General features: G+C 69.5%; 12 protein-coding genes and 1 pseudogene. 4 read left to right on the top strand and 9 right to left on the bottom strand.

The features are described 5' to 3' along the window. Nucleotides 1-34: 34 nt before the first annotated feature. Together AB4Y72_RS02990 and rsmI are read right to left on the bottom strand one after the other, a co-directional pair. Complete coding sequence (locus tag AB4Y72_RS02990) at nucleotides 35-1,540, bottom strand: NAD-dependent succinate-semialdehyde dehydrogenase (RefSeq protein WP_441424682.1); 1,506 nt, start codon at nucleotides 1,538-1,540, stop codon at nucleotides 35-37. Between the two features lie 270 nt (nucleotides 1,541-1,810). Then, nucleotides 1,811-2,632: a 16S rRNA (cytidine(1402)-2'-O)-methyltransferase gene (rsmI, locus tag AB4Y72_RS02985; RefSeq protein ID WP_441424950.1), complete on the bottom strand. Its 822-nt coding sequence runs from the start codon at nucleotides 2,630-2,632 to the stop codon at nucleotides 1,811-1,813. A 153-nt stretch (nucleotides 2,633-2,785) separates the two neighbouring features. Between rsmI and AB4Y72_RS02980 the strand changes: the two genes are divergently transcribed. The 3 genes and pseudogenes from AB4Y72_RS02980 to AB4Y72_RS02970 all read left to right on the top strand — a co-directional run. Next, nucleotides 2,786-4,537 carry a dolichyl-phosphate-mannose--protein mannosyltransferase gene (locus AB4Y72_RS02980; RefSeq protein ID WP_441424681.1) on the top strand — a complete coding sequence of 584 codons (1,752 nt, stop codon included), beginning with the start codon at nucleotides 2,786-2,788 and terminating at the stop codon, nucleotides 4,535-4,537. A 60-nt stretch (nucleotides 4,538-4,597) separates the two neighbouring features. Beyond that, nucleotides 4,598-6,427 (top strand): AMP-dependent synthetase/ligase, encoded by a 1,830-nt coding sequence (locus AB4Y72_RS02975; protein ID WP_441424680.1) that lies wholly within the window; start codon nucleotides 4,598-4,600, stop codon nucleotides 6,425-6,427. Nucleotides 6,428-6,630: 203 nt separating this feature from the next. Beyond that, nucleotides 6,631-7,503, top strand: a pseudogene (locus AB4Y72_RS02970) (patatin-like phospholipase family protein); the annotation flags it as partial. A gap of 64 nt (nucleotides 7,504-7,567) precedes the next feature. Here the strand turns inward: AB4Y72_RS02970 and AB4Y72_RS02965 are convergent. From AB4Y72_RS02965 to AB4Y72_RS02945, 5 genes are all read right to left on the bottom strand, one after another. Beyond that, nucleotides 7,568-8,890 carry a TIGR01906 family membrane protein gene (locus AB4Y72_RS02965; protein WP_441424679.1) on the bottom strand — a complete coding sequence of 441 codons (1,323 nt, stop codon included), beginning with the start codon at nucleotides 8,888-8,890 and terminating at the stop codon, nucleotides 7,568-7,570. 112 nt (nucleotides 8,891-9,002) lie between these two features. Next, nucleotides 9,003-10,229 carry a L,D-transpeptidase gene (locus AB4Y72_RS02960; protein ID WP_441424678.1) on the bottom strand — a complete coding sequence of 409 codons (1,227 nt, stop codon included), beginning with the start codon at nucleotides 10,227-10,229 and terminating at the stop codon, nucleotides 9,003-9,005. A 169-nt stretch (nucleotides 10,230-10,398) separates the two neighbouring features. After that, nucleotides 10,399-11,877, bottom strand: coding sequence for an adenosylhomocysteinase (gene ahcY, locus AB4Y72_RS02955; protein WP_441424677.1), 1,479 nt, complete (start codon nucleotides 11,875-11,877; stop codon nucleotides 10,399-10,401). Between the two features lie 137 nt (nucleotides 11,878-12,014). After that, the gene (locus AB4Y72_RS02950) at nucleotides 12,015-12,323 is read right to left on the bottom strand and encodes a Trm112 family protein (RefSeq protein WP_441424949.1); all 309 of its coding nucleotides are present in this window, start codon (nucleotides 12,321-12,323) and stop codon (nucleotides 12,015-12,017) included. Between the two features lie 84 nt (nucleotides 12,324-12,407). Next, a complete protein-coding gene (locus AB4Y72_RS02945) occupies nucleotides 12,408-12,797 on the bottom strand; it encodes a DUF3499 domain-containing protein (protein WP_441424676.1) in 390 nt (129 codons plus the stop codon). Nucleotides 12,798-12,928: 131 nt separating this feature from the next. On the opposite strand from AB4Y72_RS02945, the gene AB4Y72_RS02940 reads away from it, so the two are divergent. Beyond that, entirely contained in the window at nucleotides 12,929-13,474 is a 546-nt protein-coding gene (locus AB4Y72_RS02940; RefSeq protein ID WP_441424675.1) for a metallopeptidase family protein, read from the top strand. 89 nt (nucleotides 13,475-13,563) lie between these two features. On the opposite strand, the gene AB4Y72_RS02935 is transcribed toward AB4Y72_RS02940, so the two are convergent. Next, complete coding sequence (locus tag AB4Y72_RS02935; RefSeq protein ID WP_441424674.1) at nucleotides 13,564-15,252, bottom strand: DUF5719 family protein; 1,689 nt, start codon at nucleotides 15,250-15,252, stop codon at nucleotides 13,564-13,566. Further along, nucleotides 15,245-18,685, bottom strand: a complete 3,441-nt coding sequence (locus AB4Y72_RS02930) for a glycosyltransferase (RefSeq protein WP_441424673.1) — start codon at nucleotides 18,683-18,685, stop codon at nucleotides 15,245-15,247. Before AB4Y72_RS02930 ends, AB4Y72_RS02935 begins: the two co-directional genes overlap by 8 nt. Nucleotides 18,686-18,692: the final 7 nt, after the last annotated feature.

Below are 18,692 nucleotides of genomic sequence, written 5' to 3'. Positions count from 1 at the left end.
AGCGGGCTGTCACCGGCCCGCCAACGGCCCGGTCCTAGACCTGGCCGGCGTAAGGGTCGGCGATGCCGATGTACTGGGTGTAGAGGTATTCCTCGATGCCCTCGAGTCCGCCTTCGCGGCCCAGGCCGGACTGCTTGATGCCGCCGAACGGTGCGGCCGCGTTGGACACCACGCCGGCGTTCAGGCCCAGCATGCCGGTTTCGAGGCGTTCGCCCATCCGGATTCCCCGGTTGAGGTCCCTCGTGAAGACGTAGGCCACCAGGCCGTACTCGGTGTTGTTCGCGAGCCGGACGGCCTCGTCCTCGGTGTCGAACGTGATGATCGGCGCGACAGGGCCGAAGATCTCCTCGGACAGGATCCGGGTGCCCTCGGTGACGCCCTTGAGGATGGTCGGCTGGTAGAAGTAGCCCGGGCCCTCCACGGCGGAACCGCCGGTCACCGCGACCGCACCGGCGTTCACGGCGTCGGTGACAAGTTCGTGGACCTTGTCCCGGCTCTTCGCATCGATCAGCGGACCGACCTTGGATTCGGCCTCGGTGCCCCGGGCGGTGGTCATGTCCGCCATCTTCGCGGCGAACTTCTCGGCGAACTCGTCCGCGACGGACTCGTGGACGATGAACCGGTTCGCCGCGGTGCAGGCCTCGCCCATGTTCCGCAGCTTCGCCAGCATCGCCCCTGCGACGGCGGCATCGACGTCGGCGTCCTCGAACACCACGAACGGGGCGTTGCCGCCGAGCTCCATCGAGGTGCGCAGGACCGTCTCGGAGGCATCCGAGAGCAGCCGGCGGCCGACCTCGGTGGACCCGGTGAAGGACAGCTTCCGCAGGCGCTGATCCTTGATCAGCGGCCCCGTCGTGGCGCCGGCGGTGGAGGTGGGGATGACGTTCAGGACACCGGCGGGCAGGCCGGCCTCGACCATCACGGCGGCGAACAGCTGGGAGGTCAGCGGGGTCAGGTTCGCGGACTTCAGCACCATGGTGCAGCCGGCGGCGACGGCCGGGGCGATCTTGCGGGTGGCCATCGCCAGCGGGAAGTTCCACGGCGTGATCAGCAGGCACGGGCCCACCGGCTTCTTGGTCACCAGCAGCCGGGACTTCCCGTCCGGAGAGACCGAGTAGCGGCCGAACGCGCGGACGGCTTCCTCGGAGAACCAGCGCAGGAACTCGGCGCCGTAGGTGACCTCGCCGCGGGCCTCGGCCAGCGGCTTGCCCATCTCAAGGGTCATCAGCAGCGCGAAATCTTCGGCCCGCTCGGTGACCAGTTCAAAGGCACGGCGCAGGATCTCCCCGCGTTCCCGGGCCGGGACCTTGGCCCAGGACTCCTGCGCGGCAACGGCCGCGTCAAGAGCCGCCTTGCCGTCCTCGGGTCCGGCGTCGGCGATGCTCAGCAGCACCTTGCCCGTTGCCGGATCCTCGACCTCGAAGGTCTTCCCGGACGCGGCCGGACGCCACTCGCCGTTGATCAGCAGGCCCGTCGGGACCGAGGCCAGCAGGGCGCTCTCCCGCTCCGCGGAAACAATGGGCTGGGCAGTTACAGTCACAACGACTCCCTCGTCAGCAATTCGGTTGGCCCTCGTCAGGTGGGGCCCGGTTTTTGTTACTGGTTTGTCGGCACTATGTGCCGGCGCAGGCGCTCGTCCCCGCAGGACCGGACGTCTGGATTACTGCCACGGTACTGCCGCGCCGACAGGCAAGTCTATGCATGCGCGCACTACCCGATCCTGAATATGCTGTGCAGCTGCACAAGCAGTGGCGGCCCCGGCTTCGGGCCGCGTCCGGCGGCCCGGACGTCCCCGACCCCACCGCCTGGCTCACCTCGCGGCCAGCACCGCGGAATAGAGTTCGCGCTTGCTGACCTTTGCGTCGTCGGCCACCGCGGCGACGGCCTCCTTCAACCGGATGCCCTGGGCAATCAGCCCCTTGACGGCAGCGACGTGGTCCTCCGGGCGGCCCGGCTCGCGCTCGGGCGCGCCGCCCACCACCACGGCGATTTCGCCGCGGACCTCGTTGGTTTCGACCCATTCGAGCAGGTCGCGCAATGTGCCGCGGATGACTTCTTCATAGGTCTTCGTCAGTTCACGGCACACGGCGGCCCGGCGGTCCGCGCCGAAGCGTTCGTGCAGCGCCCGCAGCATCGGCTCGAGCCGGTGCGGCGCCTCAAAAAACACCATGGTCCGGCGCTCGGCGTCGAGTTCCGCCAGCCGCGAGGAGCGCTCGCCCGCCTTGCGTGGCAGGAATCCTTCGAAGCAAAAGCGGTCGGTCGGGAGGCCGGACAGGGCCAGTGCCGTCAGGACGGCGGACGGCCCGGGTGCCGCGGTGACGGTGAGGCCCGCCGCGACGGCGCCTTCAACGAGCCGGAATCCCGGGTCGGACACGGACGGCATGCCGGCGTCGGTGACCATGACCAGGGTCTTGCCGGACCTGACCTGGTCGAGCAGCTCGGCGGTCTTGGCTGCCTCGTTGTGCTCGTGGTAGCTGATGATCCGGCCGCCCACCGTGACGCCGAGGTTCTGCACGAGGCGGTGCAGCCTCCGGGTGTCTTCGGCGGCGACGATGTCCGCCGTCGTCAACAACTCCACGAGACGCGCACTGGCGTCGCCGGCGTTCCCGATCGGCGTCGCGGCGAGGACGATTCTGCCGGGTCCGCCGGCCGTGGCGCTGCCAGGAACGCTGCCGGTCGCGCCGTCGTCGGGAGGGAGTTGGGGGGAAGTGCTGGGTTCGTGGTCCACAGGACCAGCCTACTGCCGCCGGCGCGCGGCCCGACGAGCACAGCCGCGAAAGGTAGCATGGGCAACGTGACCCAGACCCCCACCCGGCCGCCCGAGGCAGGCCCCGCAGCATCGCCGACGTCCGGCCCTAACGGCGCCAAAGGCCGACCCGGCAGCCGGGGCCGGTTTGGCACCGGCCGCAATCTTGAGGGGCACCGCTGGATCGGCCGCCCCGCCGAGGCCAACACCCCGGACGCGCTCAAGGAACGCCTGATCGGCAGCCTGCAGAGCTGGCGGGACTACCCGCCGTCGCTGCGGCTCTGGTACTGGCTCATTCCCACCCTGACGGCGGCGCTGGGCGGCATCCTGCGGTTCGTCCGGCTGGACACGCCGCGCAATCTGGTCTTCGACGAAACGTACTACGTCAAAGACGCGTATTCGTTCCTGGTCAGCGGCTACGAGCGCAGCTGGCCGGACCGGGCGAACGATGCTTTCATCGCCGGACACCCCGGCGTGCTGCTGGCCACGCCTGAGTACGTGGTGCACCCGCCGGTCGGCAAGTGGATGATTGCCGCGGGCATGTGGCTGTTCGGCGCGGACAATCCGTTCGGCTGGCGGTTTAGCGCGGCCCTGACGGGGACCCTGTCCATCTTCCTGCTGGCGCTGATCGCCCAGAAGCTCTTCCACTCCCTGACCCTGGGCGCCGTTGCCGGCGTGCTGCTCGCCGTGGACGGACACCACCTCGTCATGTCCCGGACCTCGCTGCTGGACATCTTCCTCATGTTCTGGATCCTTGCCGCCTTCGGCGCCCTGCTGCTGGACCGCGACGACGGCCGGCGGCGGCTGGCGGTCCGGCTCGGCCGGCAGGCCGCATCCTCCCCCACCGGCCGTCCCTCCGCACTCCAGCTCACCACCGGGCCCTGGCTCGGCATCCGCTGGTGGCGCCTCGCCGCGGCCGTCTGCCTGGGCCTGGCGGTCGGCACGAAATGGTCCGCCCTGTTCTTTCTGGCCGGCTTCGGACTCCTAACGGTATTTTGGGACCTCAGCGCGCGGCGCATCGCCGGCGTCCACGCCTGGATCAGCGGCGGCATCCTCAGGGACGGCATCCCGGCCTTCCTGAGCATCGTTCCGGTGGCCGCTGTGGTCTATGGCGCCACGTGGACCGGCTGGTTCCGGTCCACGAACGCCTACTTCCGGCACTGGGCCGAGACGAATCCCTCGGCGGAGTGGGGCTGGCTGCCAGACGCCGTGCGGTCGCTGGCCCATTACCACCTCGAGGCGTACAAGTTCCATCAGAGCCTGACCGCGGACCACCCCTACGAGGCCAGCCCGTGGAGCTGGTTGGTCATGGGCCGGCCGACGTCCTTCTTTTACGAATCCCCGGGGAAGGGCAGCCCGGGCTGCGACCTCAGCAACTGCACCACCGCCATCCTTTCGGTGGGCAACCCGCTGATCTGGTGGAGCGCGGCCGTCAGCCTGGGCATCCTGCTGTTCTGGTGGGCGGGGCGCCGGGACTGGCGGGCCGGCGCGGTCCTGGCAGGGGTGGCCGCCGGCTACCTGCCCTGGTTCATGTATCCGGAGCGCACCACGTTCTTCTTCTACGCTGTGTCTTTTGAACCGTTCTTGGTGCTGGCGCTCGTCTATTGCCTGGGTCTGGTTCTGGGCCAGCGCAGCGATCCCCTTTGGCGCCGGCGGTCCGGGTTCTACCTCGTGGCGCTTTTTTGTGTGGCGGCCGTGCTGCTCTCAGCGTTCTTCTACCCGGTCTGGACCGCCGAGGTGATCCCTTACCAGGAATGGCACCTCCGGATGTGGATGCCTTCCTGGATCTAGGGCAGGATTGCAGGGGAAAGTCCGCCGACCTCCGGGCGGACCAGGAATGGAGACTCGGCTGTGAGAGAAGCAAGCACCGGACTGCTCGTGGAGCTGGACCCGGAGAGCAACGTCACCGACCTGCTGCTGGAGCAGCACGCGAAGGATCCCGTGCATGCCCTCTACTCCCGCAAGGGCCCCGGCGGCTGGACCGATATTTCCGCGCGGCACTTCCTCGCAGAGGTCACCGCCCTGGCCAAAGGCCTGATTGCCGGTGGACTGACGCCGGGCGAAACGGTGGCTGTCATGTCCGCCACCCGGTATGAGTGGACGGTGGTGGATTTTGCCATCTGGTTCGCCGGCGGCGTCACCGTGCCGATCTACGAGACCTCCTCCGCCAGCCAGGTCGAGTGGATCCTCCACGACTCGGGGGCCCGGCGCGTGTTCGTCGAAGACCAAACCAAGGCCGCCCTCGTCCAGGGCGTCCTGGACGCCTCCACCGTACTCGGCGACCGGGTTATCGCCGTGCTCCGGATGGAGAACGACGGCGCCGCACCGAACCTGGCGAGCCTTGCCGCCGCCGGCACCGGGGTGACCGACGCCGAGCTCGAACGCCACCGGAGCGCCGCTTCCCTGACGGACGTTGCCTCCCTGGTGTACACCTCGGGCACCACCGGCAAACCCAAGGGCTGCGAGATCACGCACGCCAACTTCGCCCTCGTGGCCAAGAACATCGTGCTCTTCCTGCCCGAGATCCTCATGCAGCCGCGCTCCCGGACCTTGATGTTCCTTCCCCTGGCGCACGTCCTGGCCCGGGCGGTGCAGGTGATCTGCCTGACTTCCGGGGCAACCCTCGGCCACACGGCAAACGCCAAGGAACTCCTTGAGGACCTGGCCAGCTTCCAGCCCACCTTCCTGCTGGTGGTGCCCCGGATCTTCGAAAAGGTCTACGCCGGAGCAGCGCACAAGGCTGCCGCCGCGGGCAAGGAACGCGTCTTCACGGCCGCGGCGGACGCCGCCATCGACTACTCCAAGGCCCTGGATGCGGCCTCCCGGGGCACCGGCACAGGCCCCGGGCTGCTCCTGCGCGCCCGGCACGCGCTCTTCGACCGGTTGTTCTACCCCAAGCTGCGGCAGGCATTCGGCGGCCAGCTGCGGTACACGGTCTCCGGTGCCAGCCCGCTGAGCTCCAACGACGCCCACTTCTTCCGCGGCGCGGGCATTCCCGTCCTGGAAGGCTACGGCCTCACGGAATCCACGGCACCGTGCACAGCCAACACGCCGGGGCGGACCAAAGTGGGCACGGTCGGCATCCCCGTGCCGGGAACCACCATCCGGGTGGCCGACGACGGCGAAATCCTGGTCCGCGGTATCGGCGTCTTCAAGGGCTACCACGCCAACGAAACCGCGAACGCCGAAGCGTTCGTGGACGGGTTCTTCCGGACCGGCGACCTCGGCTCCCTCGACGAGGACGGCTTCCTGACCATCACGGGGCGGAAGAAGGACCTGCTGGTCACGGCCGGGGGCAAGAACGTCGCCCCGGGTCCGCTCGAGGAGAAGATCCGCGAGCATCAGCTGGTCAACCAGGCCGTAGTCATCGGGGACGGCCGGCCGTTTGTCTCCGCCCTGGTCAACCTGGATGCGGACGAACTCCGCAACTGGTGCACCGCGCGGAAGGTGCCCGTCATGAATCCGGCCGAAGCCGCCGCGGACGAGACCGTCCGGGCTTCCATCCAGGGCGCCATCGATGCGGCGAACCTCCTGGTCTCCAAGGCTGAATCCATCCGCAGCTTCGTCATCCTCGACGCCGACTTCACCGTTGAATCAGGGCACCTGACCCCGTCGCTGAAACTGAAGCGCGCCGCCGTCGTGCGGGATTACGCGGAGCACATCAACGCCATCTACGGCTGAGCCAGCGGGCGTTCCGGGACCGCGCCGGCCGTTGCGCACCGCGACGCCGGCGTGATACTTTCCGGTGATCGTGACCCATCGGCAGGAGGTGAGACCCATGTACGCAGTATCCGCAATGGGCGCTCCCCCGCAGTCCGGGATCGCGCGACTGACGTAGTCGCAACCGGGAGCGCCCGCCAGGCAATTCGCGAAAGGCGACTCCCGTGAACACAACACCTTCTTCACCACTGCACGTCACCTCGACGCCGGCCTCCGACTGGCCGAGGTCCGGCCAGGACCAGCCGCAGGTCGACGCCACAACCCGGGGCCGCGCCGCGGGCGAACGGGCGCTGGTCCTCGGCGGCGGCGGATCGACGGGCAACGCGTGGCTGATCGGCGTCGTTGCCGGCCTCTTCGATGCCGGGCTGGATGTGACCGGGGCCGATCTGGTCATCGGGACGTCGGCCGGATCCACGGCCGCGGCCCAGATGGCCGGCGCGGGCCCGGCCGAACTGCTGGCCCAGATCCTTGCCGCAGCGCCCCAGCAACGGACCCGCCCGGTCGGATCCGGCAGCGGACACGTTCCGCCCAGGCCAGCGGCGGAACACATGGCGAGAACAGCCACGATCATCGCCGCCGCCGAGGATGCGGCCGACATGCGCCGCAGGATGGGCGCGGCGGCACTGGACATGGATGCGGCCTCGGACAGTTCCTGGCAAACGCGGTGCCGCACGACCGTCGCCGCACGGCTGCTGAGTCAGCGCTGGCCGCAGCGAACGGTGTTCATCACGGCGGTCGATGCCCGTACCGGTGAACCGGTCGTGTTCGACCGCCACAGCGGAGTCGACCTGGTGGACGCCGTCGCCGCCAGCTGTGCCAGTGGCTTCGCGTACGGGATCGGGGACGGCCGATACATCGACGGCGGCTACCGACGCAACGAGAATGCCGATCTGGCAGCCGGATACGCACGCGTGCTGGTGCTGTCGCCCTTTGGCGGCAGAACACGGACGCCGTTGGAGTGGGGCATGCATCTGGCGGCGCAGGCCGACGAGCTGCGCGCACGCGGCAGCAGAGTCGAAACGATCTTCCCGGACAGCCGGCACCTTCGTGCCGGCCGCTTCTGTTTTTCAGTGCTGCTGTTGTTCAGTGCTGCTGTGTTGTTCAGACGGTGTTGCGGGTGCGGACGGTGTCCTCCGCGCCGCTGCCGGGGTTCCCGGCGGGTCCGGCGGCCGCCGTCGCGGCCTCAGCCGCGGGGTCGGCACCGGTGTCCGTGCCGGAGTCCTTCCCGGCGCCCTTGCCGGTGTCCTTGTCAGGACGGGCGTCGGTTGCTTTGCTGCCCAGGCCCCGGCGGCGGCGCGTGGGCCAGGTCAGGATGAGCGTGACCAAGGAGGCCAGCAGGACGAGCGCGCCGATGACCATCCCGGCGTCCATCCAGAACTGGCCCGGGAACAGCCGGATCAGGGTGTCCTGAAGCGAAAAGGTCCAGGTCCCGTTGGCGAAGAAGATGCGGTGGAAATCGGTGAAGAACTGCTCCCAGCCGAGCACGGCGAGCGTGCCGAGGCCGATGATGATCACGAGGGTGACGATCGAACCGGCGAACAGGCCGCGGCGGACGCCCCCGTTGTGGCGCCGCTTCAGGTAGATCACGGCGATGAGGCCCAGCAGGATCAGCAGTGCGCCGGCGCCGAACGCGGACAGGATGACGGTCTTGACGTCGGCCATGTGGCTGACTTCGCCGTCCTTGAACAGACGGTCTCCGCTTTGGTCCACGAGGTCGCCGAGGTAGCGGGGGCCGGACCAGTTGCTGAGGTAGTCCACCGCGTACGAGCCGTAGGTCATGCGGTCATCGGCATTGAAGCCGTACCCGTCGCCCGGGAAGCCCGGACGGTTGTATTCCACCCAGAGGAACAAGGGGCTGGTTACGGCGCGGACGGCCAGCACCAGCAGGATGACCGGGTAAAACACGGCAAGCAACACCTGCATCACCCGCGGGAGGACAGGTTTGGCTTTCGCCGCCTGCTCCCGTTCGGCATTCCGGCGTTCGACTTCCTCCTGCGGAGGACGGATCTGCAGGGCCGAGGTCTGCGGCTGGTCCGCGGCGGCTGTTTCGTGTCTGGCGTCGGGCCCGGCGTCGTGCAGTGCGCCGGCGCGGGCCCCGGCCCGCTCGGATTCCGTGCGGACGACGGCGGCTTCGGCCGCCTTGCGGTCGGCACGGCTACCCGGCTGGCTGGCTGTGGAGGCTGCCGGCGCCGCCTGCGGTGCCGGCGCTGCCGTGGCGGCCGCCGCGGCCGTTGCCGCGCCGTCGACCTTTCCGGCCGTGGACCCGGCTGCAGGACCAGCGGTAGGACCGCGTTCGGCCTGGGGAGCGGCGGGCGTGGCTGTGGTGGACGGCTTCATCCAATCGAACGCCGGCTCGTCAGTGTCTTCCGTCGGATCCAGGTGCGGATCCGGCCGGTCGGGCGGGGTGGGGCTCTTGTCAGTCACGTGGAGCTTCGCTTCCGTAGGCTTGCGCGCCGCCCGGCCTCCGCCCGACTGCGCAATTTATCTGGGTTTGAGCCTACCGTCAGAGGATTGGGCTCGGCGAGGTGCCACCCCGTCAGTTGGCGTAATGGCTCCAAGGGATGTTCCAGTCGCCGTAGCCGTCATCAAAGTTAGCGAACTCCCCCTCGGTGTTCACCACATGGACGACGTCGCCCGTGGTCATGTGGTCGAAGACCCATTTCGCGCCGTCCGGGCCCAGGCCGATGCAGCCGTGCGAGAGGTTGATCTTGCCGATATAGGGCAGCGCGGAGTCCGTGGCCTGGTGGATGAACTCGCCGCTGGGTGTCAGGCGCGTGGCGTAGTTGACGTCCAGCTGGCCGTAGTAGGCCGGGTCCCCGGGCTTGAGTCCGATGGTGGAGGCATCCATGTGCTCCACGCGGTGCTGTTCCATCAGGACCAGGTAGCCCCGGGCCGAGGGGAACCGTTTGTCACCCATGGTCGCCGGCCACTTCCCCGCCGGCTTGTCGTTGATGCTGACCGAGAACGTGTGGGCCGTGGCGTCGGCGACTGCCACCCTCTTGTCGCCGATGTGGATGGTTACCGTCTTGTTGAAGTTGCCGACCTGCCCCTTGCCCAGTTCGACGCCGAACAGCTTCATGTCCATCGTGATGGTGCTGTTGGCGGCCCAGAAGTCCCGCGGCCTGTACCTGACCGTGTTGTTGTTGTACCAATGGAAGGCGCCCGCCTGCCCGGAGGTGGAGGTGATCTTGATGGCCTTTTCGACGGCGTTTCGGTTCAGGACGGGTTCACTGAAGACAATCTGCAGCGGCTGGGCCACGCCCACCTTCATCCCGTCCAGCGGGTAGATCGCGGCGTCGGCCTCGTTGGCGGTGGAGACGGTGGTGAATTCGCGGGTGCTTTGGGTTGTGCGGCCGGCTCCGTCCAGCACGGAGTACGTGTAGCTGTAACGGGTGTTGAATTTCAGGTCCCCGGTCGAGGTCCAGGCCGATCCGTCGGCGCTCTGGGTGCCGTCCACGGTGTCGCCGTCATCGCTCGTCAGGGCCACCCGGTCAATCCGGCCGTTCGTCACCTTGAGGGACACCGGCGCCGCGGGGTTGACCTGCTGGGCGCCGTCGGCGGGCTTCACGGCGAGTTCCGCGGGGGCCACTACCGGCGCGGCAAGGCCCGGAACCATCCGGGCCGGCGATCCCGCTTCGGAGGAAATCGTGGACTGGGCCAGCCCCGGCGCCGCCGCGGCGAAGGCCCCGCCGCCGGCGGCCAGGGCGCAGACCACCCCCAGCAGGGCTATTTTGCGGCCGGTACTCCAGGTTTTCAGGGCCATCACAAGACCCCGGCGTTTCCACACGTCATCTTGCCAGCATAAGGGAGATACCTTGGAACTCCGGCCGGATTCGACCACGATCCGGTTACAAAAGCGCTCACAAAACGGTCACAAACAGGGGTCCCGGACTCCCGTCCGGGACCCCTGCCGTATTCCAGTAGCGGTGTTTCTAGTAGCGGTAGTGCTCAGGCTTGTACGGCCCGTCAACCTCGATGTCCAGGTAGGCGGCCTGTTCCTTGGACAGCTCGGTCAGCTCCACATCCAGTGCACCGAGGTGCAGGCGGGCGACCTTCTCGTCCAGGACCTTCGGCAGGACGTAGACCTGCTTCTCGTATTCGCGCTGACCCTCGGGCTGGCCGGCCTTCGTGAACAGTTCGATCTGGGCGATCGTCTGGTTGGCGAAGGAGTTGCTCATCACGAACGAGGGGTGTCCGGTGGCGTTGCCGAGGTTCAGCAGACGGCCTTCGGACAGGACGATGATGGACCGCTCGGCATCCGTGCCGTGATCGAAGACCCACTCGTGCACCTGGGGCTTGATTTCGACCTTCTTGATGCCGGGGACCTTCGCCAGCCCGGCCATGTCGATTTCGTTGTCGAAGTGGCCGATGTTGCCCACGATCGCCTTGTCACGCATGCCGGCCATGTGCTCGGCCATGATGACGTCCTTGTTGCCCGTGGTGGTGATGAAGATGTGGCCCTCGCTGAGGACGGATTCCAGCTTCGCCACCTGGTAGCCGTCCATGGCTGCCTGGAGGGCGCAGATCGGATCGATTTCGGTGACGATTACCCGCGAGCCCTGGCCGCGGAATGCCTCGGCAGCGCCCTTGCCGACGTCGCCGTAGCCGCAGACGACGGCGACCTTGCCGCCCATGAGCACGTCCGTGGCACGGTTGATGCCATCCGGCAGGGAGTGGCGGATGCCGTACTTGTTGTCGAACTTGCTCTTGGTGACGGAATCGTTGACGTTGATCGCCGGGAAGAGCAGCTTGCCCTGCTCCGCGAGCTGGTACAGGCGGTGCACCCCGGTGGTGGTCTCCTCGGTGACGCCGAGCAGGCAGGAACCGATGCGGGTCCACTTCTGCGGGTCGGCTGCCAGTGAGGCGCGCAGCACGTCCAGGAAGACCCGGCCTTCCTCGGACTCGTCCTCCGCTGCGGCCGGCACGGCACCGACGGCCTCAAATTCAACACCCTTGTGCATCAGCATGGTGGCGTCGCCGCCGTCGTCCAGGATCATGTTCGGACCCAGCTCCGGGTTGGCGTCGGCGCCCGGCCATGTGAGGATCTGCTGGGCCGTCCACCAGTATTCCTCCAGCGTCTCGCCCTTCCAGGCGAAGACCGGGACCCCCTGGGGGTTCTCTGCAGTGCCGTTGCCGACCACGACTGCGGCCGCGGCCTCATCCTGGGTGGAGAAGATGTTGCACGAAGCCCAGCGGACTTCGGCGCCGAGCGCGGTAAGGGTCTCGATCAGCACGGCGGTCTGCACCGTCATGTGCAGCGATCCGGCGATCCGGGCGCCCTTGAGCGGCTGGCTGGCGCCGAATTCCTCGCGTAGGGACATGAGTCCGGGCATCTCGTGCTCGGCGAGGCGGATCTGATGGCGGCCCGCCTCGGCCAGGGAAATATCCGCAATCTTGTAATCGAAAGTCATGTGCATCCTTTGTTCTGGCCGGTGGCGTTGCGTGTCTCTAGCTGGGTTCGGCCCCGGTACCAACTGGTACTTCGGGGACTAAAGCCATTCGGTGCCGGCGGCATCCCCGATGGGTGCCGGCAGGTTTATAAGTGGGCCTATTCCGCCGCGTGGCGCGGGGCTGAATCGCGCTGGGCTGAGTCATCCAGTGCTGAGTCATTCAGTGCTGAGTCGTTCACTGCTGAGTCGTTAAGGCCGGCGTCGTGCTGATCGGGGCCCGCCGCAGTGGCGGCGGACAGGAGCTCCGGCGGCAGCAGCAGGGGAATGCCGTCCTCGATCCGGTACCGCAGCTTGGTCCCGGATTCATCGGCCGAAACGGTGACCAGCTCGTCGCCTTCGTGCACCAGAGCGGACCCGGTGACGGGGCATCGCAGGACAGACAACAGTTCGGGACTGAGCTTGGGCATAGTGAACGCTCCCTGATGGGCGCCGCGGAAGGCGCCGGTGGCTGACGGCATTTTGCAGTTTCCACCCTACCGCCAGTTCGCGCCTTAGGAAGGTTCGCGCAGGACGCGCAAATGCCCGCGCCGGGTGCCCTCGGCCGGGGCCGGTGCTTCCAGTGCCGGGTGCAGGCTGCGCTGCCCCTTCGCCGGTTCCTCCACGGCCGGCCGGGCGGCGGCCTCGCGGACGGCGTTGGCGAGGGCAAGGAGGTCATCCGGGCCCGGCCCGGCCGGCGTGGCGGGCATCGCCAGCCGCATGACTTCCCAGCCGCGCGGGACGGTGAGCGAGTCGGCGTGTTGTTCGCACAGGTCGTAGCAGTGAGGTTCGGCGTAAGTAGCGAGGGGTCCGAGGACAGCGGTGGAGTCCGCGTACACGTACGTCAAAGTCGCCACCGCCGAATTGCGGCAGGCAGACCTCGAACACAGACGAATTGCACCCACGACATCACAGACTACTCCCCCTGCAGCCGGGTGCCGCGCATTGAAACGACCGCGATTGTGCCGCGGCTGGCGGCGGCGGATCGCCGGGGGTCCATATCGCGTAAATCATTCGGCGGGTTTAGAGTCAAGATATGCAGTCATCGCACCACGATTCGGGTTTCACGGTCCGGTTGGCTGACCCCGGCGTCGGACCTACCGGCGCCAGTTCCGCCCCCGCTCCCCCTGCCGGCTCGCCCGGTGCTGTCCAGGGCAAGACCTTCCGGCAGCGCCGCAGGAACCGGCACGGCCGCGGACTTCGCGGCGAGCTCATGCTGCCCACGCTTCCCGGCTACCGGACCCGTTCGGACCGCTTTGATGACTTTGTCCTGGACTCGGCACAGCGGCTGCATGACATCTGGGGCAAGCCCCTCGACGGTGTCCGCTTCGCCGTCGACGAGATCCCTCCGGGCCTGGAGCAACTCGTGGCAGACCGGACGCCGGCACCCATGGGCGCCTTCACGGCTGCGACCGCGGCGGACGGACCGGTCATCACGCTGTACCGCCGGGTGGTGGAGCAGGCGTGCGGAACCCGCGACGAACTTCAAGACCTGGTGCACGACGTCGTTGTGGAATACACGGCTGAGATGCTCGGCGTGCCGCCGGAGTCCCTCGACCCGGTCTACCGCCGCCGGTACTAGCCCGTCCTGCGCTGGCGGCCAGCACGAGCCGCGGGGGTCCGCCACGTCTTTCTACTACAGCAGCGTCTTTCTACTACAGCAGCGGCTTCCTAGTATCCCAGCGTGACGGCGACCTGCCGCGCCCCTGCCGCTTCCGGCGCCACGGCAACCGCGGAGATGTCCTGCCGTCCGCCCCTACCCAGGAGCAGTGCGCCGTAGGCGGAATCACCTGCGGCGGAGACCACGTAGCCCACCAGCGGGGAGCCGCCGACTTCCGCGGGGACCGGAATGGACACCGTGGTCCCGCCGGCGAGCTTGGCGGTGGCGGCCGTCCGGATCTTGCCGTCCGCGGTGATGGGTGTGTAGGACACTGTCGCGGCGCCGTCGGGGGCTCCGAACACGAGCTGCCGGTCACCCGTGCCGGGAACCGGAACAATGTGCTGGCTGCCCAGCCGGGCCGAGGCGGCGGAAAAGGCGACGTCCGAGGCGCTCTCCGGCCGCAGCCCCCGCGTGAGCCGCGCGGCGGCCGTGAAGGACACATCGGAGCTCGCCGCCACGGTGTACGTGCCGGCGGGGACCCCGGCCAGGGACACTTCTGTGACTGCCCCGGCCTTCGCCGTCACCACGCCGCCGCCAGGCAGGGCCTTCTGGCCGTCACGCCCGTACAACTTGATCTCGACCACGGCGTCGGCCGCCCCGGGGACGGCGATCTCCAGGGCCGGTCCGGCGTCGGCGAAGCCTGGCTTCGCCGTGAGCGCGGCCAGGCCCGCCGGGTCCTCAATGGCCACGCCGGAGACCACTTGGCGCTCGGACGGTGCGGTGCCGGGGGTAATGAAGTCCACGCCGCCTGGCGTGAGGCCGCGGAGCACGCTCTGCTGGATGACGGCAGCGACCGGGCCGCCGGCGCTCCGGACCCGCACGCCGAGCCGTTCCTGCCCCGGGGCGAGTCCGGCCAGGATAATGGAGCGCGTGCTGCCGGGCGCCACGAGCAGGCCACGGCTTCCGGGAGCCTGGATCAGGCCGTCGGAGCCGAAGAGATCCAGGCTTACCGTCGCCGGCGTGCTGGAGGCATTGGTCAGGTTCAGGACGGCCGACCGGCCAAGGGACGTTGTGGCGCCGACTAGCCAGAGGTCGTTGCCGGGCTGTTGGCAGGCGGCGGCCGCGGAGCCCTGGAGGTCCCCGTCCTCGGCCGTATAGCTGAGGACGGCGCCGGCAGCCGCGGGGCGGTTGTCCTGCGCATCGGAGCGGAGCACGCTGACGTTGTCCACCTGACGGCGGGGCACGACGCCGGCAAGCAGTACAGGCGTGCCGGCCGCGGGTGCCGTGGTTGCGGGCGCCGGCGCGGCGCTTTTGGCGATCTCCACGAGGGGGGCGCCCTTGAGGGGGGCCAGCCGGCTCCCGGGAATCACGCCCGCGCTTGAGCCGAGCACGGCCGCGCTGACGGCGGTTTTCGCGGTGGCAGAGTCCGGGCTGAACTGGGGGTCGGTCCCTACGGGGGTGCCTTCGAGCAACCGGGCGGGCCCCGGGCAGACCCCGACGCTGCTGCCGGCCGGCACCGAGGCCACGGGGGCCTGGAGATGCTGGCTGGCGGGGCTGTGGGGCGCCAGCGACGCCGCCGAGACCAGGCCCCCGCCCGCTGCCACGAGGGCAACCGCGGAGAGGATGCCACCGATCAGACCGCTGCGGGGTGCGGCCCGCTTCCGCGGTCTCGTTCCTGCCCTGGAGGACCCGGCGGCCGGGGTTCCGGCGGCCGAAGCGGCTGAACTTTCGTTCGTGTTGTCGTTGTCGCCCTTAGACATGCTGGTGTTCCTTACGCAGGGAGGCTTCGTCCCTGGACAGGCCGGCGTTGGACCGGCGGGCAGGCATGGGTACGGCCAGGAGGACGGTCAGTCCGATGACGATGGCCTGCGCGATTCCGGTCAGGACGGCCCAGGGCGCTTCGTAGCGGATGCTCAATTCGCCGCCCTGCGCGGGAAGCGTGAAGGCCTGGGCCCATCCGGACGTCGTCGAGGTCAGGCGGCGGCCGTCGAGCGAGGCGCTCCACCCGGGATCGGCCCGCTCGGCGAGCACCACCAGACGGCCCTCTGGGCCGGCCGGGACGGTGCCGGCCGCCGAGACCTCCTCCGAGGGGAGCAGGCTCACGGTCCTGCCGGAAACGTCCACCACGCGCACCCGGTGGGCGACGTCGGAGGCCTTGATACCCGGGCGGTCCAGCGGGCTGACCCGCCAGAGCCAGCCGGTGCCGGTCTGGCCGACGGCGACCAGGCCGGGCACCGCATCCATGCGGCTGGCCGTCAGTTCGGACGCGGAATCGGCGACGCGGAGCACCACAAAGCCGACGCCGAGCCGCTCAAGGTCTGCCCGGGGGTCCACGCCTTCACCGGCCACAATGGTGGCCACGACTTTGCGGAGCGATCCGGCGACGGCGTCACCGTCGCGGACCGTCTCTTTGCCCGGATCCCCCGTGATGCTGCGGGCCGCGGCGATCGTGGACAGTCCGTCCAGGGTGGTGCCGGCGCCGCGCATCAGGGTTGCGTCGAAGCTTCCGTCCTCATTGCTGGCGATCAGGAGGGTTCTGGACTGTTCGGGCCCCTCGCCGCGGTCCACCGCGGTGGCGGGAAGGGTGCGGGCCTGGGCCGGCTGAACGAGCCTCGGCGTGCCGAGCCCGGGTGTGCCGGGCTTGGCGGAATCTCCGGCCGCTGCCGGTCCGGGTGCGATGGCCAGTGACGGGTCCGCTGACGGGGCGGTGGGCTGCAGCAGGTTCTGCGCGGTCCACACGGTGAGCCCGGCCAGCGGCGCGGCCAGCAGCAGGGTCACGGCGGCAGCCGCCGTGGCGCGGATCAGAACTTTCCGGGTCAGCCCGGTGCCGGTTGCCCGGCCGGCGGCATCCAGCAGTCCCTCCGCTGCGATGAGCGAGGATCCGAGGAGCGCGAAGGCGGCTGCCGAGACGGCCGGGCCGGGGAAGGGCGTGACCAGGACGTCGGCGCTGGCGCCGGAGGCGACGTGCCCGGCGAGCCAGCCGCCGGCCAGCAGCAGGATTGCCGCGGCCCAAAGGCAGCGGGCCGTCCAGGTGCGTCCGGGCAGGACGAGCCTGCGCGGCATGAACAGGGCCGCGAGGGCCAGCAGCAGCACCGGAAGCCCGAGCAGCAGGGCCAGCAGCAGGGCCCACGGCAGGGCCGAGGATCCGGCGCTGCCCGTGGCGGAGCCGCCGAAGGCGCCAAGGCCGATGAGTCCGGCGCCGGGATCGAAGCTCAGCGGCTGGCCCAGAGCCTGCTGCCAAAGCGGGGCGGCGTCAAAACCGAGCGGCAGGCCGGGGTCGGCCAGGAGCGCGCGGGGCCGGTCCAGGGTGGAGAAGGCGAACGGCACGAACAGTGCCAGGCTCGGCAGGAGCGCCCACCATACCGTCCGGCCGCGGCGGCCCAGGAGCACTCCACACAGGGCGACGATGACGATGGACGGCACCAGCAGGGACGGCGCCGCGGCAGTGACGACGGCCAGCGCGAGGCCTGCGGCGGCGGCTGCCGTCCAGGAGGGGGTTCCGTTGATGCCCGGCCGTGCGGCGGGCGCGGGCGAGGTACGCCTCTGGCCGGGCGCCGGGACGGCGTGGGCGTCGTGGCCTGCAGCCGTGCCCGTGGCCCGCAGCAATGCCAGGGCGAGAACCGGGATCATGACGTGGGCGATCAAGGCCCCGAGCCGGCCCTGGTTGAGGGCCACCTGGAGTGCCGGCGCCCCGGCCCAGACCAGGGCGGCAGCCAGGCGCAGCCTCCGCCGCCGGGTCAGGGCGCCGGCCGCGAACCACGCGCCCAGCGCGGACAGCGGCATGGCCAGGATCAGCAGCCAGCCGACCGCGCCGTTGGCGTCGCCGGCGCCGAACACGCCGAGCACCCACAAGAGGTAGCCGAACGGGTCTCCGTGGCCCGGCAGGCCGGCACCGAGACTGATCCACCAAGCGGAAGCATGGTTCCAGATTTCGGAAAGGTGCACGGAGACGGGGATGAGCGCGCCGCCGGATACGGCCGGGGCCCGGAACAGGCTCAAGAACCCGGCCAGGGATGCAGCCGTGGTGAGCAGTATGGCCAGCAGCGCACCGTTGCCCACCCACGCGCGGTCCGGGGTGGCGATGGCGGCGAAGTCGTCGGCGTCGCCGGTGGGCTGTTCTGCAAGCGCGTCGGTGCCGGTGAGCCCGTCACGGGAGTCATCTGCCCCCAGCGCCTCGATCAGGGAGCGCCGGTGTGCCCAGACTTCACGACGCGGCGTCTGCAGCCCTTTCATGACCGAGCGCCGGATCCGTCGGGTGCGCGCGGCGTTGCGCCGTCCGCGGATGACCGCGGCGGGCCGGCCCAGCGCCGCAAAGGTCGCCAGCAGTTGGGAGAACCCGTGTCCGGGGTCCTTGACGGCGATGCTCAGGACGAGTTTGAAGAGGCTGCCCACAAGGGCACCGGCAGCGTGGAGCGGGACTTTCCAGCCGGCCGCGTGCTTGAGCCGCAGATGGACCTGCGCCTTGCGTGCCGCGGTTGCGTTGCCCAGGGCCCGGGGGCGGTGCGAGACATGGAACATCTTTGCGCCGGGGACCACCACCACGCGGTGCCCGGCAAGGCGGTTGCGCCAGCAGAAATCGACGTCGTCGCCGCTTCCGGGAAGCGCCGGGTCAAAGCCGCGGAGCTCCTCCCAGATGTCGCGGCGGACCAGCATCCCCGCGGAATTGACCGCAAAGGTATCGCTGCGGCCGTCGTACTGGCCCTGGTCGAGTTCGTCGGCGTCAATCAGTGTCAGCCGCTCGGCCCAGCGGCTCGTGGAGAGGCCGACGTCGATCAGCCGCCGCTCGGCGTGCCAGTCCAGCTGCTTGCAGCCCGCCACGGTGACCGATGGCGCGCGCTCGACGGCGTGGAGCAGTTCCGCGAGTGCCTCCGGCGCCGGCGCGGCGTCGTCGTGCAGCAGCCAGATCCAGTCGGTTCCCGGGGTGTTGTCCCCGTCCCCATCTCGCGTGCCGGATGCGCCGCCCGCGGGCCACGGCGCGAGCGCCTTGAGCCCTGCCGCGACGGCGCCGCCCATGCCGGACCTGGGCTGGTCGACGACGGTGACGTTCGCCGTGCCCAACGCTTGTTGAAGGAGGGCCGCGGAGTGGTCGCGGGAACCGGTGTCGACACCAATGACGGCGTCGGCGGGCCGCGTCTGGGCCGCCAGCGCCGCAAGGGTCCTGGGGAGAAAATCACCGCCGTCGTGGGCGACCACGACGGCG

It is taken from the genome of Arthrobacter sp. YAF34 (assembly GCF_052113245.1).
GTDB lineage: Bacteria > Actinomycetota > Actinomycetes > Actinomycetales > Micrococcaceae > Arthrobacter.
The sequence above is the reverse complement of the archived record's forward strand: the minus strand, read 5'-3'. Positions and strand labels throughout refer to the sequence as shown.

Coding starts and splice junctions, on each gene's coding strand:
- AB4Y72_RS02960 (WP_441424678.1), bottom strand. CDS start 10,229: ATGGCCCTGAAAACCTGGAGTACCGGCCGCAAAATAGCCCTGCTGGGG.
- AB4Y72_RS02935 (WP_441424674.1), bottom strand. CDS start 15,252: ATGTCTAAGGGCGACAACGACAACACGAACGAAAGTTCAGCCGCTTCG.
- AB4Y72_RS02950 (WP_441424949.1), bottom strand. CDS start 12,323: ATGCCCAAGCTCAGTCCCGAACTGTTGTCTGTCCTGCGATGCCCCGTC.
- AB4Y72_RS02980 (WP_441424681.1), top strand. CDS start 2,786: ATGGGCAACGTGACCCAGACCCCCACCCGGCCGCCCGAGGCAGGCCCC.
- AB4Y72_RS02940 (WP_441424675.1), top strand. CDS start 12,929: ATGCAGTCATCGCACCACGATTCGGGTTTCACGGTCCGGTTGGCTGAC.
- ahcY (WP_441424677.1), bottom strand. CDS start 11,877: ATGACTTTCGATTACAAGATTGCGGATATTTCCCTGGCCGAGGCGGGC.